The organism is Niallia sp. Kr1 (assembly GCF_050389805.1).
GTDB lineage: Bacteria > Bacillota > Bacilli > Bacillales > Cytobacillaceae > Bacillus_BD.
The window spans coordinates 3,035,155-3,051,849 of the sequence record NZ_CP130945.1 but is presented as its reverse complement, the minus strand read 5'-3'; the positions used below and the strand labels follow the sequence as shown (position 1 = coordinate 3,051,849).

At 35.1% G+C, this 16,695-nt stretch carries 16 protein-coding genes; 11 read left to right on the top strand and 5 right to left on the bottom strand.

Annotated features, from left to right (window positions below):
* The first annotated feature begins 2 nt into the window (after positions 1 to 2).
* The 5 genes from Q5760_RS14875 (at position 3) to Q5760_RS14855 (ending at position 5,611) form a co-directional block, all read left to right on the top strand.
* The gene (locus Q5760_RS14875; protein WP_428908419.1) at positions 3 to 1,274 is read left to right on the top strand and encodes a peptidase; all 1,272 of its coding nucleotides are present in this window, start codon (positions 3 to 5) and stop codon (positions 1,272 to 1,274) included.
* 59 nt (positions 1,275 to 1,333) lie between these two features.
* A complete protein-coding gene (ablB, locus tag Q5760_RS14870) occupies positions 1,334 to 2,215 on the top strand; it encodes a putative beta-lysine N-acetyltransferase (RefSeq protein ID WP_428908418.1) in 882 nt (293 codons plus the stop codon).
* Between the two features lie 35 nt (positions 2,216 to 2,250).
* A complete protein-coding gene (locus Q5760_RS14865) occupies positions 2,251 to 3,642 on the top strand; it encodes a sigma-54 interaction domain-containing protein (protein WP_428908417.1) in 1,392 nt (463 codons plus the stop codon).
* A 254-nt stretch (positions 3,643 to 3,896) separates the two neighbouring features.
* On the top strand, positions 3,897 to 5,336 hold the full coding sequence (gene ablA / locus Q5760_RS14860) for a lysine 2,3-aminomutase (RefSeq protein WP_428908416.1): 1,440 nt from the start codon (positions 3,897 to 3,899) through the stop codon (positions 5,334 to 5,336).
* Positions 5,333 to 5,611: a YokU family protein gene (locus Q5760_RS14855; RefSeq protein WP_428908415.1), complete on the top strand. Its 279-nt coding sequence runs from the start codon at positions 5,333 to 5,335 to the stop codon at positions 5,609 to 5,611. The genes ablA and Q5760_RS14855 overlap by 4 nt, the downstream gene beginning before the upstream one ends.
* A gap of 62 nt (positions 5,612 to 5,673) precedes the next feature.
* Here Q5760_RS14855 and Q5760_RS14850 read toward each other — a convergent pair whose 3' ends face one another.
* From Q5760_RS14850 to Q5760_RS14835, 4 genes are all read right to left on the bottom strand, one after another.
* On the bottom strand, positions 5,674 to 6,474 hold the full coding sequence (locus tag Q5760_RS14850; RefSeq protein ID WP_428908414.1) for a YusW family protein: 801 nt from the start codon (positions 6,472 to 6,474) through the stop codon (positions 5,674 to 5,676).
* A 57-nt stretch (positions 6,475 to 6,531) separates the two neighbouring features.
* Positions 6,532 to 7,881, bottom strand: a complete 1,350-nt coding sequence (locus Q5760_RS14845) for a UDP-glucose dehydrogenase family protein (RefSeq protein WP_428908413.1) — start codon at positions 7,879 to 7,881, stop codon at positions 6,532 to 6,534.
* A 137-nt stretch (positions 7,882 to 8,018) separates the two neighbouring features.
* Positions 8,019 to 8,900: a UTP--glucose-1-phosphate uridylyltransferase GalU gene (galU, locus tag Q5760_RS14840; RefSeq protein WP_428908412.1), complete on the bottom strand. Its 882-nt coding sequence runs from the start codon at positions 8,898 to 8,900 to the stop codon at positions 8,019 to 8,021.
* Between the two features lie 49 nt (positions 8,901 to 8,949).
* Entirely contained in the window at positions 8,950 to 10,302 is a 1,353-nt protein-coding gene (locus tag Q5760_RS14835; protein ID WP_428908411.1) for a glycosyltransferase family 2 protein, read from the bottom strand.
* A gap of 816 nt (positions 10,303 to 11,118) precedes the next feature.
* Between Q5760_RS14835 and Q5760_RS14830 the strand changes: the two genes are divergently transcribed.
* The 3 genes from Q5760_RS14830 (at position 11,119) to Q5760_RS14820 (ending at position 14,009) form a co-directional block, all read left to right on the top strand.
* Positions 11,119 to 12,282, top strand: a complete 1,164-nt coding sequence (locus Q5760_RS14830; protein WP_428908410.1) for an MGDG synthase family glycosyltransferase — start codon at positions 11,119 to 11,121, stop codon at positions 12,280 to 12,282.
* Positions 12,283 to 12,936: 654 nt separating this feature from the next.
* Positions 12,937 to 13,158, top strand: coding sequence for a YozE family protein (locus Q5760_RS14825; RefSeq protein WP_428908409.1), 222 nt, complete (start codon positions 12,937 to 12,939; stop codon positions 13,156 to 13,158).
* Positions 13,159 to 13,325: 167 nt separating this feature from the next.
* Entirely contained in the window at positions 13,326 to 14,009 is a 684-nt protein-coding gene (locus Q5760_RS14820; RefSeq protein WP_428908408.1) for a hypothetical protein, read from the top strand.
* Positions 14,010 to 14,012: 3 nt separating this feature from the next.
* Here the strand turns inward: Q5760_RS14820 and Q5760_RS14815 are convergent, their stop codons facing one another.
* A complete protein-coding gene (locus tag Q5760_RS14815) occupies positions 14,013 to 14,183 on the bottom strand; it encodes a hypothetical protein (RefSeq protein ID WP_428908407.1) in 171 nt (56 codons plus the stop codon).
* A gap of 132 nt (positions 14,184 to 14,315) precedes the next feature.
* Here Q5760_RS14815 and Q5760_RS14810 point away from each other — a divergent pair, with 132 nt between their 5' ends.
* The 3 genes from Q5760_RS14810 to Q5760_RS14800 all read left to right on the top strand — a co-directional run bounded on the left by Q5760_RS14810 (position 14,316) and on the right by Q5760_RS14800 (position 16,598).
* Positions 14,316 to 14,489: a YozD family protein gene (locus tag Q5760_RS14810; RefSeq protein ID WP_428908406.1), complete on the top strand. Its 174-nt coding sequence runs from the start codon at positions 14,316 to 14,318 to the stop codon at positions 14,487 to 14,489.
* 590 nt (positions 14,490 to 15,079) lie between these two features.
* Positions 15,080 to 15,811 (top strand): serine/threonine protein kinase, encoded by a 732-nt coding sequence (locus Q5760_RS14805; protein ID WP_428908405.1) that lies wholly within the window; start codon positions 15,080 to 15,082, stop codon positions 15,809 to 15,811.
* Between the two features lie 16 nt (positions 15,812 to 15,827).
* Positions 15,828 to 16,598 (top strand): sporulation protein, encoded by a 771-nt coding sequence (locus Q5760_RS14800; RefSeq protein WP_428908404.1) that lies wholly within the window; start codon positions 15,828 to 15,830, stop codon positions 16,596 to 16,598.
* Positions 16,599 to 16,695: the final 97 nt, after the last annotated feature.

Genomic DNA, 16,695 nt, shown 5'->3' with positions numbered 1-16,695 from the left:
GAGTGGAACAACAAGAAATCGCAATCAAAACGTGGTTAGCCGATAATCACTCTAGAGGTGTAAAGTTATTACAACGACTCGTTCAAGAACGAAGTGTAAGGGGGGAAGAAAGTAAGGCACAAGCGATCATTATTGAAAAGCTAAGAAGACTGGGGCTAAGCTTAGATATTTGGGAAATAGGCAGCCCAGAGCTGCTCAACCATCCTGATTTTTCCTGTGATCGAAAAAACTTTTATGGCAATCCGAATGTGGTAGGGGTATGGAAGGGAACGGGTGTTGGTCGTTCAATTATTCTAAATGGTCATATCGATGTTGTTCCAGAAGGAGATCTTAACGAGTGGGAACATGACCCCTATAGCGGCGTCATTATAGACGGATGTCTTTATGGTCGCGGTTCAACTGATATGAAGGGAGGAACGGTATCACTCCTTTTAGCGATTGAAGCAATCAAAGAAAGTGGGATTAAGCTAAAAGGGGATGTGATTTTTCAAAGTGTGATAGAAGAAGAAAGCGGAGGTGCAGGAAGTCTAGCAGCTGTATTACGTGGTTATCATGGTGACGGCGCCATTATTCCAGAACCTTCTGGAATGAAAATTTTTCCCAAACAACAAGGTTCGATGTGGTTTCGGATCACGGTAAAAGGAAAGTCGGCACATGGTGGAACTCGTTATGAAGGAGTTAGTGCTATTGAAAAGATGAACGTTGTCATAAATGAATTACAACAGTTAGAAAAGGCTCGAAATCAAGGGATAAAGGACCCCTTGTATGAGAATATACCCATCCCGATTCCTATTAATATTGGGAAAATACAAAGTGGTGAATGGCCATCATCCGTGCCTGATTTGGCTGATATTGAAGGGAGGATGGGAGTTGCCCCTAATGAGACACTTACAAAAGCTAGAGCGGAGATGGAAGAATGTTTAAGGGCGTTAGAGAAAAAGGATAAATGGTTTCAACAACATCCTGTTAAAATTGAATGGTTTGGAGGAACGTGGCTCCCAGGGAATTTAGAGGAGGGTCATGAATTAATCCAATTCCTAACGCAAGCCTATCAAAAAGTTAGAGGAAATTTCCCTGTAATTGAAGCTTCACCTTGGGGAACGGACGGGGGGATCTTGTCGAATATTGGTCATACTCCGGTAGTTGTGTTTGGACCAGGAACAACTGAAGTTGCCCATGATTGTAATGAATATATTGTTTTAGATCATGTATTTGAAGCGGCAGAAATGATTGCACTTACGATTCTAAACTGGTGTGGCGTAAGTGATTCATAGGTTGATAGGTGACTGGCTGCAATGGAGTCTGTCTCTCTTATTAAAAAAGGAGTGAATAAATGGAAATGACCAACATAGCATATGTACAGCAAATTAATGGAAATAATTACAAAACGAAAGTTTTTAACGATCCTCTTAATAAACGATTGAGAATTGATGACTATCGCGGGAATGTCTGTGAGGTGATTAAAATAGCTGAAGAAATGGCTGTTAACTCAAAAAGGGAAAAATTGCTTTTCATCTCAAGACAAGAGCACTACGATTTACTATTACAACATGGATTTCATTGTGAGGCAAAGGTGGATGGTTTTTTTCGTGGTTCAGATGCCTATTATTTTACGAAATATTATTACGATAAACGGAGAAATAGTAATAATTGGGTGATGGAGGATGGCATCCTCCAACGTATTATGAACTTACATGGGCACGAAAGCCATAGAGTAATATCAACCCAATATCATTTACTGAAAATGGAAAAGAGCGACGCGATTAAGCTTTCCCAGTTATACCGACAAGTCTTTAAAATTTACCCCACTCCATTACACGACCCCGAATATATCGAGAAAACAATGGAGGGTGGGACGATCTACTATGGAATTACAAATGATGACGAAATCGTTAGTTGTGCGTCAGCAGAAATTAATTTTATGTATGACCATGCTGAACTTACCGATTGTGCCACACTACCTGATCATCGAAAATATGGATTAATGAAAAAAATTCTAGAAAAATTGGAAACTGAGTTGAGAGTGCAAGGGATCTATTGTGTATTTTCCATTGCCAGGGCCCAGTCATATGGAATGAATGCAGTTCTTCATCAAATAGGGTTTAAATACCGGGGGCGATTGCTAAATAACTGCTATATTTTTGATAAGCTAGAGAACATGAATATGTGGGTAAAGGATCTTTCTATTGGGGAAAGCGAAAAATTGACCCCTTGACCTATTTATCGGCATAACGGAACGAGGTGAGCCATTTGTCAAAAGAAGCTATTTCAAATGAGGTGCTAGCCGCCATCTTGCAAAGTATTGATGAAGGGATTCATGCCGTTAATTTGGCAGGGGAAACGATTTTTTATAATGCCATTGCTGCAAAACATGATGGATTAGAAATTGAAGAGGTTCTTGGAAAGTCAATTTTGGACGTTTTCCCCTCCTTAACCAAACAATCTAGTACTTTATTAAAGGTCATTAAAACGAAAAAACCGATTTACCATCAACCACAAACTTATATAAACCTTCATGGGAAAAAAGTAGAAACGATTAATACAACATTGCCCATTTTTATTAACAAAGTATTTGTAGGAGCAGTCGAAATTGCAAAAGATTACTCGCGTTTAAAAACATTATCTGAAAAATTATTGGAGCTGCATGGGGAAATTCAAGACTCTAAGAGAAATCGTGTCTCACTAAAAAAGAGTACGTCCTATCGGTTATCAGATATAAAAACGATGAATCCTCCTTTTATCAAGATTATTAGAAATGCTGAGAAATTGGCGAAATCAGACTCTGCCATGCTCATTTGTGGAGAAAGTGGAACAGGAAAGGAACTGTTTGTACAAGGAATTCATCGTGCTTCCTATAGATCAATGGGTCCATTTATTGCGCAAAATTGTGCAGCGATTCCTGAATCTTTATTAGAGAGTCTGTTATTTGGAACAGCAAAAGGCAGTTACACAGGAGCACTTGATCGACCAGGACTATTTGAATTAGCAGATGGTGGTACCTTATTTTTAGATGAAATTCATGAAATGCCTATTGATCTACAGGCCAAGCTACTTCGAGTCCTAGAAGATGGTATGATACGGAGGGTAGGCAGTTCGAAAACTGTTTTGACCAATGTACGTGTTATCGGGGCTATGAACATTTCTCCTATTGTTGCTCTAGAGGAAAAAAGACTTCGACCGGATCTTTTCTATCGTTTAAATGTTTTAATGTTTGAATTACCTCCACTTAGTAAACGGAAAGAAGATATTTTGTATTTAACGGATTATTTTATAAAGGATTATAATAAAAAATTAAAAAAATCGGTTAGAGGAATTGACTCGGATGTACATGACCTTTTTTTATCCTATTCGTGGCCAGGAAATGTTAGAGAATTAAAACATGCCATTGAGTATATGATGAACGTTTGTGAGGAAGAAATTTTAACACAACAATATGTACCGATTATGTTAAAAAATGTAGGACCACCTAAACATTCCCCTGGGGAGGATTTTTCTTTGCGTGAAAACTTGGCACTTTATGAAAATAGCTTAATCGAAAAGGCTTTAGAACAAACAAACGGGAACATTCAACAAGCAGCAAAACTATTGAAAATCCCCCGTCAAACACTACAGTACAAATTAAAGAAACAAGATGCCGATTAATCGGCGTTACTGGCTACAGGGTTTAATGGACATTGAAGTAAAATGACACTCAACTCATTAAACAACAAATAACTACTTAAAAGCGACGTTTTGCCCCAAATTGTTATAAAGAGTTCGGATACCCACGAGTATCTTCCCAAAAAAAGTAATACAGATCTCAAAAAAAGAGAAGATCTCCCACTTAATAAATGGCACGATACTTGCATCAATCATATAGCATAACATGCCATTTATTAAATAGGAGGAATCACAAATTGAAACCATTTTTATATAAACCTGACAGACACTGGAAGAATATTGAATTATGGAAGGATGTCAAAGAAGAACAGTGGAAAAACTGGGTATGGCAATTAACCAATACGATTCGAACGTTAGAGGATTTGAAAAAGGTTATTCATTTAACTCCGGATGAAGAAGAAGGCGTACGCATTTCAACGAAAACAATTCCGTTAAATATCACCCCTTACTATGCTTCGCTTATGAATCCAGATGATCCACGCTGTCCAATCCGTATGCAATCTGTTCCAATTTCAAAAGAAATATACAAGACGAAATATGATTTGGAGGATCCTCTTCATGAAGATGAGGATTCACCTGTACCAGGACTTACCCACCGTTATCCCGATCGAGTTCTCTTTTTAGTAACCAATCAATGTTCCATGTACTGCCGTTATTGTACAAGAAGGCGTTTTTCCGGTCAGATTGGAATGGGGGTACCCAAAAAACAATTAGATACCGCGATTGACTATATTCGGCAAACTCCTGTTGTACGAGACGTCCTCATTTCGGGAGGGGATGGACTATTAATTAATGACCAAATCCTAGAATATATTTTGAAAAATCTTCGCGCTATCGAACATGTAGAAATCATCCGTATTGGTACAAGAGCTCCTGTAGTTTTTCCGCAGCGAATTACCGAAAGCCTCTGTAACATTCTCAAAAAGTATCACCCCGTTTGGCTAAATACTCATTTTAATACGTCCATTGAAATTACGGAGGATTCAAAACGAGCCTGTGAAATGCTGGCAAATGCAGGGGTACCAGTTGGCAACCAATCTGTTATATTAGCAGGAATCAATGACAGTGTTCCGGTCATGAAAAAGCTAATGCATGATCTCGTTAAAATAAGGGTACGTCCGTATTACATTTATCAGTGCGATTTATCAGAGGGGATTAGTCATTTTCGTGCCCCGTTGTCCAAGGGATTGGAAATTATTGAAGGACTACGAGGTCATACTAGTGGTTATGCTGTACCTACCTTTGTCGTCGATGCACCTGGAGGTGGTGGAAAAATTGCTCTGCAGCCCAACTATCTTATTTCGCAAAGTCCAAAGAAGGTCGTCCTTCGAAATTTTGAAGGGGTGATTACGACTTATCCAGAGCCGGAAAATTATGTGCCAGGAAGGGCCGATGATTATTTTAAACAAGTTTATCCTGACATGGAAGAGAAGAATTCAACTGTCGGAATCGCAGGGTTAATAGATGACCATCAATTTAATCTTGTTCCAGAGGGACTAACTAGAATCGATCGCCGAAAATCCTTCCAACAAAATCCAGAGCATGAAACCTTGAAAAATAAACGCGAAAAAAGAGACCAATTAAAAGAGAAAAAGTTCCAAGCTCAATTGAAAAAAGAATCGTTTCCAAACTCTGATGTATCCAAAACAGATGAAAAGCAGGAGGGAGGGAAATGAGGTGCCAATGGTGTGAAAGTGAAAAAACTAGCATAGGCTCGTCCACAGTGTACTGGGAGTTACCTGATGGTACACGAGCAATTGAAATTAGAGAAACGCCCACCGTTCTCTGCCAAGATTGTCAAATTGCTCACCAGTCTGATTCAATTGTAAAAGAAATTGAGACCCAACTATTATTAATTGATACAAAAAAACTTACAAATTCTATCTCGTATGCAAAACTAATGAAAACGCCGCGCTTATTAAAGAGGAATTACTTTGATTACTTTTCTTAAAAAGAAAAGTAAAAAGTACAACAGGAAGCGGACCGTTTCGTCCGCTTCATTCTAATGACATGTTATTTTTCAAATTTAAAATCAACTTTTGATTTGTTTGTAAATTGTCCACGAAAATCCGCTTTTGTGATATCTGTGACTGGAATTCCAACTACCACTGATACTTGTTCTAAATACTCGTTCAAATTTGTTTCGTTATTTGGAATTAGTCCATTCTTAAAAATTCGATTGATTTCATTTAAGGCATCCAAATCCTTTAATCTTTCTTCGCCATCCTCAGTTTTTTTCTTCACCATTGCTTGGATGTCACCATTTCCTTTTAAATGGTAGTGAATATCATAAAAACTTCCATCATTAGCTTCCAGTTTTACTTGCAATTGACGAAGTTCAAGCTTATCAACGGTTTTAGATTTATTCCCTTGTTTATAGGAGAAAGATATTGTTGCATCATTCGTGAACGTAATATCAGCATCTGCTTTTTCTAACTCTGAAGGGTCTTTACCTATTGCAGCAGATAGACGTTTAACTACTTCTTCCTTACTTAAATTCTTTGTTAAATTAAGGTCCTTTACAAATTTGATGACTCTCTGATGTGCATCTTCACCTGTTATCTTAATCTCTTCTTTCCCTGTGTCCTTCTTAATATCCACTGATACAATGCCGTCTTTATCAAGATAGGTTACATGATATCTTTCATCTTCAAAAACGACTGTAGCTTTAAAACTATAAATGTTTTTCAACGATTCAGATCCTTCTATATTTTTTACTACTGGCGTGGGCTCCTTAACCTCCTGGGCAAAAACTGGAACAGTGAAATTAACGGTTAGAATAGCTGATAAAAGAGCTGATGTTACTTTTTTCATTTACATTCATCCTTTCAATTTAATTTTTTTTATAAAACAGTAAACCAGTCGTAGAGTTTAAAAAGATGAGTAGTTTGTTGGTTTGATACCTTGTATTTCACCTGGTTTAACTGGTTTTCTTCCGATTGACACGTACTCAACTTCATATTTTCTTGCATCTTCCGGCGTATAACAATTTCTGCCGTCAAAGATGATTGGTTTTTTCATAAAAAGCTTAGATTGGTATAATGTTTTTTCTACAATTTCTTCCCATTCTGTTAATATAAACACGATATCTGCCATTTTGATAGCATCTTCAATCTGGTCTACATACTTTACACAATCTGGAAGATATTTTTTAGCATTTTTATTAGCAATGGGATCATAGGCAATAATTTTTGCACCTTCTTCAACTAGTGTTTTAGAAATACTGATGGATGGTGCATCACGCATATCATCAGTATTTGGTTTAAAGGCAAGACCAAGTAGTGCAATATGTTTACCTTCAAGCGAACCGAAACGTTCTTTAGCTTTGTTCACCAATTTTATTTTTTGTTCTTCATTTAGTTGAACGACTGATTTCATTAAGTGAAAATCATGATTAATAGCTTCCGAAATATTAATTAATGCTCTTGTATCCTTAGGAAAACATGAACCTCCAAATCCAATTCCTGCTTTTAGAAACTTAGGTCCGATACGAGAATCCATTCCTATTCCCTTAGATATTTCAACGATATCGGAACCAACTTTTTCAGATATATTTGCAATCTCGTTAATAAAAGAGATTTTCGTTGCCAAAAATGCATTTGCTGCATACTTAATCATCTCAGCACTATAAATACTTGTTTTTAAAATGGGAATACCGAAAGGTTCATTTATTTCTTCTATGATTTGAGAAGCTTCAGGATTATCTGCCCCAATCACAATTCGGTCACCATGAAAAGAATCATGTACCGCTGAACCCTCACGTAAGAATTCTGGATTAGAAACCACTTCAACACGATAGTTTCCTTGGAGATTTAATAATACCAATTCTCTAATTTTGTAATTCGTACCCACCGGGACCGTACTTTTTGTTACGACCACAACATCTCGGGTAATATTTTGACCAATATCTCTTGCTGCTTTATAGATATAAGAGAGATCTGCCGCGCCATCTTCACCTTGAGGAGTACCGACGGCAATATATACAACATCCGCATTCTTTAACCCAATAATGGGGTTTGACGTAAAATGAAGATTGCCCTTCTCTTGATTCTTTATTATCAATTCTTCTAAACCTGGTTCATAAATAGGGGAGATCCCTTGTTTCAGTTTATCGATTTTCTCCATGTTAATATCGAGGCAAGTAACATGCTGACCAATATCAGACAAACAAACACCTGTAACTAACCCCACATAACCGGTTCCGATGATAGAGATTTGCATAAAAACTCCTCCCTTACTAGATGCTTTATAAATGAATAGTGGATTATTGTCTTTTATAAAAAAAGATTAAAAGTATATGTGTTAATCGGTGCAACCATAGCCGAAGAACAATGGAATTACTTTCATGAAGGTATATATTAATTTGTTGTATGACCAATATCATTTAAGTACGATTCAACACTTGCTCTTAAATCTGGTCTATCTAATGCAAAGTCAATCGTTGCTTTAATGAAGCCAAATTTATCTCCAACATCGTACCGTTGCCCTTTGAAGTTAAAAGCTAAAACTGTTTGTGATTCGTTCAGTATTTTTATAGCATCCGTTAATTGAATTTCATTTCCTGCCCCTGGTGGTAATGTTGCTAAAATATCAAATATCTCTGGTGTGAGAATGTAACGTCCCATTATGGCGTATTGGGAAGGGGCCTTTTCTACAGCAGGTTTTTCTACAACTGACGCTAGTGCTAGAACATCTTTTTCAAGAGTAGGATGTTCTGTAGGTTGAATAATTCCATACTTGCTTACTTCTTCTGGATCTACATTCTGAACACCAATAATAGAAGATTGATAGTGATTATACCTATCGATTAATTGTTTGAGGCAAGGAATCTCTGACTTAACAATGTCATCGCCGAGAAGAACTGCAAATGGCTCATTATTGATAAACCGACTAGCACAATGTATAGCATGACCTAAGCCACGAGGTTCCTTTTGACGGATATAATGAATATTAGCGAGATTTGAAATAGATTGAATCTCGTTGAGTTTTTCGTATTTTTCTTTTTTAAATAAAGTTTCTTCCAACTCATAGGATTTATCAAAATGATCTTCAATGGCCCGTTTTCCACGACCGCTTATAACTAAAATATCCTCAATACCAGACTGAACAGCCTCTTCAACAATGTATTGAATGGTTGGTTTGTCTACAATGGGAAGCATTTCTTTTGGCTGGGCCTTTGTTGCTGGAAGAAATCGAGTTCCTAAACCGGCAGCTGGAATAATGGCTTTACGAACTATCATAGTCACAACTCCAATTCAATAAATAATAATAGACTAATTTAAATAACACTTAACCTCTTGTACCCCATGAAGTAGATCGAAGAGTCAGCAATGCCCAGAAACGAAGAGGACAAAGCAAAATTAAAAATAACAAACCATAAAGGGGAGCCATTAAAAAGGTTAGTGGCCTTTTATATGCATAAAAAACATTTCGGGCATAGGCAGAAATAATGACATAGGCGAGATAATAAATAAATATAATCCAAGCCATTGTCGAGGATGCAATATAAACCGCCATAACTAATGAAACACCAAATGCAATCCAAAGAAACATTTCAAGCATAACCCAAATAAATACATTTGGTTTTTTTAAACCGATTTTAAGAGCGATCAGGCTTTCTCTAAAAAACGACTTATTCCAGCGAGATTGTTGCCTGATTAAGATGATTAACTGAGTTGGTGCGTCTGTAATGCAGCGGGCTGTTGATTGATATAATGTCTTACCTTCACGGATGGCATAGTTTGTTAGACAGCGATCATCACCTAATTGCACTTGTTGGCCGAGAAATGTCTGTGAACCATAATGATCAAGGTTTTTCATGACCACTTCTCTACGATAGGCGCTTAACGGACCGCTACAGACGAGAACATTATTGGTAACAGAATGTGCTGCTCTTTCCACTCTAAATGCATTATCATAACGCATATCTATTAATCGAGTCAGAATATTATCTGTACGATTTCGAATATTCACATGTCCAGTAGTAGCAACTACTTCCGGATCATTCATTGGTTTCAATAATTCACCAATGGCATCAGAGAAAACCGTACAATCGGAATCTACTGTTACATAAACATCTCCTGTTGCACGTTCAAATGCCCAGATTTGAGCATGACGTTTTCCTCTATTTTCTGGAAGACGGTGAACGATTAAATTAGGCAACTTATAGCTAAGAGAGTACCGTGAGGATTCATTAGTTCCTTCTGAAAGATGGTATTTAAGCTTTAAAACAGCTTCATAAGCTTCTATATCTTTACTGCCATCATCGACTACAAAAATTTCATGGATCGGATAATCCTGTTTTAAAATACTTTCAATAGTACCAAGGACAGCTTCAGGGGCTTCATTGTAAGACGGAATCACTACAGATACTTTTAAATCAGGTGGAGGTATTGTTACTTCCTTGTATTTAAAGGAAAGCAGCATTTTTCCCAGTAAGTAGGCAACCATAACGGATCCATATAGACCGATTGTTAAGTTTATCTTGTCAGATGCTGACCAGTTAACAAGAAAAAGGGACGTTACAATGATGGTGAACAAGCTGATGACAAATGCTTTCTCCTTTGTTGATAACTTTTTCTGTGTACGAATATTCGGCTGAGTGGATTTTGGTGTTTCCCGGTTTCGGTCTAATTGTGCCATTCAAACCACTCCTTTCAAGAAAAAATTTTAATTTAGTTAATCCCACCACTAGATTAATGAAATTCGATTCCCAAAATCAATGTGTCGTAGTACGCATGACTAAAATCATCCATGTTTAAGGTGTTTTATTAAAAAACCTTATTATATCAACAATGAGAGCGGTATTTTTGGCTAGAAAATAAATGTCATAATTGTAACAATTTCTCCCTTTTTCGTCTCTTATTTAGATTGAAAAATTCTATAAAACCGAGGCATTTAACTTTTTCCTTTATGTTAAAAAGATTACGAGTTACTTTAACAACATAATGAAAAATAGGCGAAAACGGGCGCTATTCAAAGCTTCAAAAACCTAATAAATCAAAAATAAGCATTGATATCTATAATGGTAGATGAAATTCGCTATAAAACGATATATCTCGACAGGGTGGATAGGATTAATAGCTTGGATTATTATCGTAAAATACAATGCATCATTAGGCTAAGGTCTAATTTATTCATCAAACTCATTATAAAATCCCGTTATTTTCTTCCTATAAAAAGAATACGTGACCTTGTCGTTGAGTTTGAAATTCGATCATTCTTGGGTTTTAATTAAGTTAATAAAAATTCATTGATTAGCTATTTTTAAAGGGGATAACCTATTTGAATGAGCTAGAGGGGGGTGAAGGTCTTTTCAATTCGAGGAAGAAAGTGAAAAGAGGTATACAAGTAATCCTTTCTATGGCTGTAAAACAATCGATACTACTAATCATTTTAAAGTTTGCATAACTTTTGATTATTTGAATGACAATAGAGTGTCCGAAGGATGTGGAAAAAATGAAGATATTACTTTTGCCACTTTTCAAAATGGAATCCGGACATCATCGAACTTCAGACGCATTAGTAGAAGCTTTTATAAAACAAGACCCATATGTTCAATGTGAAAAAGTGGAGTTTCTCAGCTATGTAAACGCTGGACTTGAAAAGTTTATTTCCAACTTGTACTTAAATTGGATCACCCAAATTCCTTCGTTATACAGTTTATTTTACAAGAAATTCTTTTACAAGAAGTCATCAGTTCTTCAATCAATCTATTTATCATTCTTTTTAGAAAAAATGGAACAAATGATACAACAAAAACAACCAGATTTAATTATTTGTACTCATAGCTTTCCTTCATTTCTAGTTCATAAACTAAAGGAATATGGAGTGATAAAGGTTATGACGGGAAATGTATATACTGATTTTTTTATCAATGATTTATGGGGAAAAAAACATATTGATTTACACTTTGTTCCGTCCAAAGAAATAAAGGAACAATTAATTAAAGCCTCAGTTCCTGAAGAAAACATCATCATTTCTGGAATGGTAACAGACGATATTTTTTTAAAAAAGAAGAATATAAAGGTAGGTAATAAAAAGTTTCATATTCTTGTGTCAGGTGGGAATCAGGGGTATGGAAAGTCACTAGCTTTTCTCAGGGAAAAGAGGGCAAGTAATTTAATTGAATATCGTGTCCTTTGCGGAATGAATCAGGAGTTATACGAGGAGCTTGTATCATTACAATCAGAATCTATAAAACCACTAACCTATATAAAAAGTACGGAACAAATGAATCATTTATACAATTGGGCAGATGCCCTCATCACAAAGCCAGGTGGAATAACGATTAGTGAAGCCATTAAAAAGAGAATCCCTATTTTCATCCATACAGTCATTCCTGGGCAAGAAGAAATGAATATGAGTTTTCTTGTTCGGAGAAATCTAGTTCACAAATTGAAGAATGAAGAACCTATTGAGGATCAAATCATTTCAGTTCTAAAAAATCCAGCATCTTTGTTTGAAATCAAAAAAGCTATGCACCACTATATAAATGATGTTGAGATTAAAAGTTGTGAAGAAGTAGCTAGTTCTATCATCAATAAAATGATAAATCAAACTTTGAATGAGCACGTTCGATTTATCGATCAGGTTTTTTCTCGGATTTATTCAAATCTATAAGACTTTATTTTTTGAAAAGATGATAATAAATAAAAACACATCCAATGGCTAAAATGAAAATGTGTAACCAAGTAAAGCTAAATTTAAAAAAGTGTATTAATGAATCCATTTGGTTTCCTACTTTCTTTATGTTGACCTCTAATTTTTCGGAACACAAACTTAGATCAGTACAAATGAAGGAATACAAGTATATCCAAACTACTTTAACAGTGTATAATTTTTTTGTAATTTTTAAAACAATATCATTGGAATTTCCTTAAAAAAGGCACTCCATTGTGCAAATACAAATAATCATTCATCAGACCTTTTAAAGACTTTGTCATATTAGTAATACATTTATAAATGGTCAAATTTTATACAAAAGTTAACAAATTTTATGGTATGAGATAATAAATAAGTGGATATAGGAGGTTAACATAAATAGTATATTGTATAAATAATTGTGATTCTGAAAAAGTTTCTAAATTTCACCAAAGCTAGTATTCTTTTTTATTTTAAAAACAGGATTTATTAATTATCTTATTGTTATCAAATATTATATTTTTGAAGAGTAGATGATAAAAGCGAAATTTTACCATTGTATGTCAGTGGACGAATAAGGTATTTTTCCATTATAGTAAGAAAAACATCATGTTATTTGAGGGGAGTATTTTTGTGGCTGAATCTTTTTACCATTTTTTAATGAGATATCGACATCCTAAACCATCAGAAGATATAAGTGAATTTGCCAATGAAGCTTATCTGGATCATAGCTTTCCAAAAACAGCAACGGACTATCATCAAATAAGCAATTATTTGGAATTAAATGTAACTTATTTAAAAAGCATGAGCATCTTTGATGAGGCATGGGAATTATATTTGATCCATAAATCATAAAAACAGAGGGGAGGAAATTGTTCTTCACCTCACTCCTTAGCATATGAATTGAAAACGCTTAAAAAACAATCGCATAAATTTAGAAAAGATATTTCCATATCACCATTAAAGTGCATATACTATTCTAACCACTACTTTACGGTTTGATTTATAAGGAGAGGAATGATATGGGAAGAAGAAGAAAATCAAAATTTCAAGTTGGTGATACAGTAGTGATCACCATTTATGGAACGGTTGGGAAAGTAACAAAAGTACAATGGTTAGATGGGACCTATGTATATGAAATTAATCGTAGTGAGGAATTATATAAGGAAGAAGGATTAAAATTATTGTCAGAGTTTGAAGGGGAAATTTTAGAGAAGGAACATATTGATATTGAGTATAAATTCTTAATCGGTGATATTGTGCAAGTAAAAGGACATAAAAATGACTTCTTCAAAATTATTGGATTTCGCACTGAAATTTGGCGTTATAAGGAAAGCTCCTGGGAAGATATCGTATATGAATTAGCTCGTATTGGGGACGGTGAATGGATGGAGGCGAGTGAAGCAGATTTAATTCTATTAGCCGATGTTGATCATGCTGAAGCGTTTATGCAAAAATTAGGCTTGCTATATTTAATTAAAAATCATGGTCAGGAGCTAAAAGAGCTACCTCTTTCATTAGATAAAAAAGACCCTATTGCGCATGAAGAACAAAAGCAGCAAGAACGAATAAACCGCTTGTTAGATATTTATAATGACTATCGTTTCCTATACGAATGGTTTAAGGATGAGGAATATGTACAGGTTATGAACGCTGTTATTCTAGAGTTGAAGAAATTAACAGAAAACAATAAAAAAACCTCATAAAAATTACCCCAGTGTTTGGGCTGAGATAAGCAAATAAAGCAAAAATGGAATTCCTGCAAGTAGAATGAATTTAAATTTAACTTGTAGCATTTTATCAATGTAAGATAAGAACATACCTTCATCATTGTTTAGATCATCCTTAAACATTTCTATCATATTTGTCATTTTGGTCATTTGTTTTCCCCTCCAAAAGTTTAGATATTTCAATGTATGCTTGTCCTCTAAAAAAATGCCCTTCAACATAAGAATAATTTCGGAATATTGAGAAATGAGCCTTCATACACTCTTTAAAAAGGGGGCGACGCTGTGAAAGAAATTGAGGTCATAATTGATACCGATGAAATCGCTGAGTTTTTCTTTCAAGAGTTGTTAAAGAGAGGCTATATTCCATCAGAAGATGAGATAGATGATCTCGCAGACATCACATTTGATTATTTGTTAGAAAAATGTATTATTGATGAAGAAATAACAGAAGATTAGTAAGAATGAATGCATGAATTTAGGTCGAGAAGCAGCTGTAAAGTGCACTATTTCCCGATCTCTAAAATAAAAAATAAGTTTTCAAAAAAATGACGGAGAATGCCGTCATTTTTAATTTTTTATCATAAATTTTTGAAACGTATTTACCTATCATTCGTATATAAAGTAATTCGTTTTTAGGAGGAACATCATATGTTTAGGAAACTCATTAAATCTTTGTTGAATCAAACATCCCATAAATCACATTATGGAAAAAGAAGTTCTAGTGACTATAGACACTATAGCCACCGTAAGCATTCCCATATGGGTCACGGTTATTATAAAAGAGGGCGTAAAAGTAGCTTTTTCTCAAGCAGAAGTAGCTTTTTCAGTAGTTGATAAGAAATGCGCAACAAAGGCGAATAGATGTTACGCAATTCTTGTGGGAGAAGTGAGAAGATTGCTAGGAGCTATGTGTTGTAACTAGAATCTATCTAATTTCAATACAGTTATACGTTGTAACAAATTAGAAACTTAAAGGTGTTAGCATGAAAGTAATAAGGATCCTACATCCACTCGCAAACCTATTCGAAAGACCTTTTCAGGAGGGGATGTTAATTGACGAACGTTATGAAGTTATTCAATTTTTAGGTCGAGGAAGTTATGGAAACAGCTATCTTGTCTTCGATATAAAAAATCAAGTGAAAGTTGTGCTAAAGAGTTTGCGAATTCATAAACGTATTTTTGAATCAGGAAGAATTGATTTCGAGAAAGAACAACAATTAATGATGGAACTGCAACATGCGTATTTCCCTGTCTTTTTTGAAAAAGGAATACATAACAACATCCCTTATTTTACAATGGAGTATGTGCATGGTAAAACGTTTGAACAGCTTATTTTTGATGAAGAAAAGATCTATTCAGAAAACGAATCTTTTCAAATTGGTAATGAATTACTTAAAATTATTCAATGGCTGCATGAACATGACATTGTTCATCGTGATATTCGAATTCCAAATGTGTTACTCCATCATGATAAAATCCGATTAATTGACTTTGGACTTGCACGTCGATTATCTACTAAACAGGTGGAACCGATCTCTGTTAATCAATTAAAAAGAGCCATTGCTCCTATCAGTGATTACTACGCTTTAGGTCACTTTCTATTGTTTTTATTATATTCTTCTTATGAACCAAAACAATCGGAAAAGGAAAAAAGCTGGGAAGAGGAATTGAGCCTTTCTCCGAAAGCAAATCAAGTTATTCGTAGACTCCTAGCTATTGATGATCCCTATACATCTATTAAAGACATCCAAAAAGATTTTCATATTATTATTTTATAATCAGGGAGGAAATGACATGTCTTTTTTTAATAAGATATTAGCTAGTGTTGGAATTGGAGCTGCAACCGTTGATACAAAACTAGAGAAGGATCAAGTGGTACCAGGGGAAGAAATGAAGGGAATTGTTGAAATTCGTGGTGGAAATACAGATCAACGAATCGATGATATTTATCTCTCCGTTAATACTCAATATATAAAAGAGTCGGATGATAAAAAGTATTATGTAACTGCACCAATTGAGCGTTTTCGTTTAGCAGCGGCTTTTACCATGAGTGCAAACGACACTCGTGAAATTCCTTTCTCAATTAAGTTGCCGCTCGATACACCCATAACGATTGGAAGAACGAAAGTATGGGTTTCAACTGGGTTAGATATTAAAAATGCCATTGATCCATCAGATAAAGATTATTTAAAAGTGTTACCTAACGCTTTATTAAATGGTGTATTGAATAGTCTTTCTTCCCTTGGATTTCGTTTGCGAGAAGTAGAGTGTGAGCAGGCATCTTATCGAATACGTAAACGATTGCCATTTATTCAAGAATTTGAATTTGTACCAATTGCTGGTTATTTCAGAGGCAGACTAGATGAATTGGAACTTGTGTTTATGCCAAATACTCAGACATCAGCCGATCTATGGTTTCAAATCGATCGAAAAGCTAGAGGATTAGGTGGATTTTTATCTGAAGCATTGGAAATGGACGAAACCAATGTCCGCATCTCTATCACCCAAAACGATCTACCAACATTAACAAACCAATTAGAATCTTTAATTAAAAAATACGCATAAATGGATCAGGACGACAGATATCTTCCATAATATGGAAGGTGCCTGTCACCTTGAAATAGTCACCTTGAAATATTTTTCGACAAAAATAGAACAAATT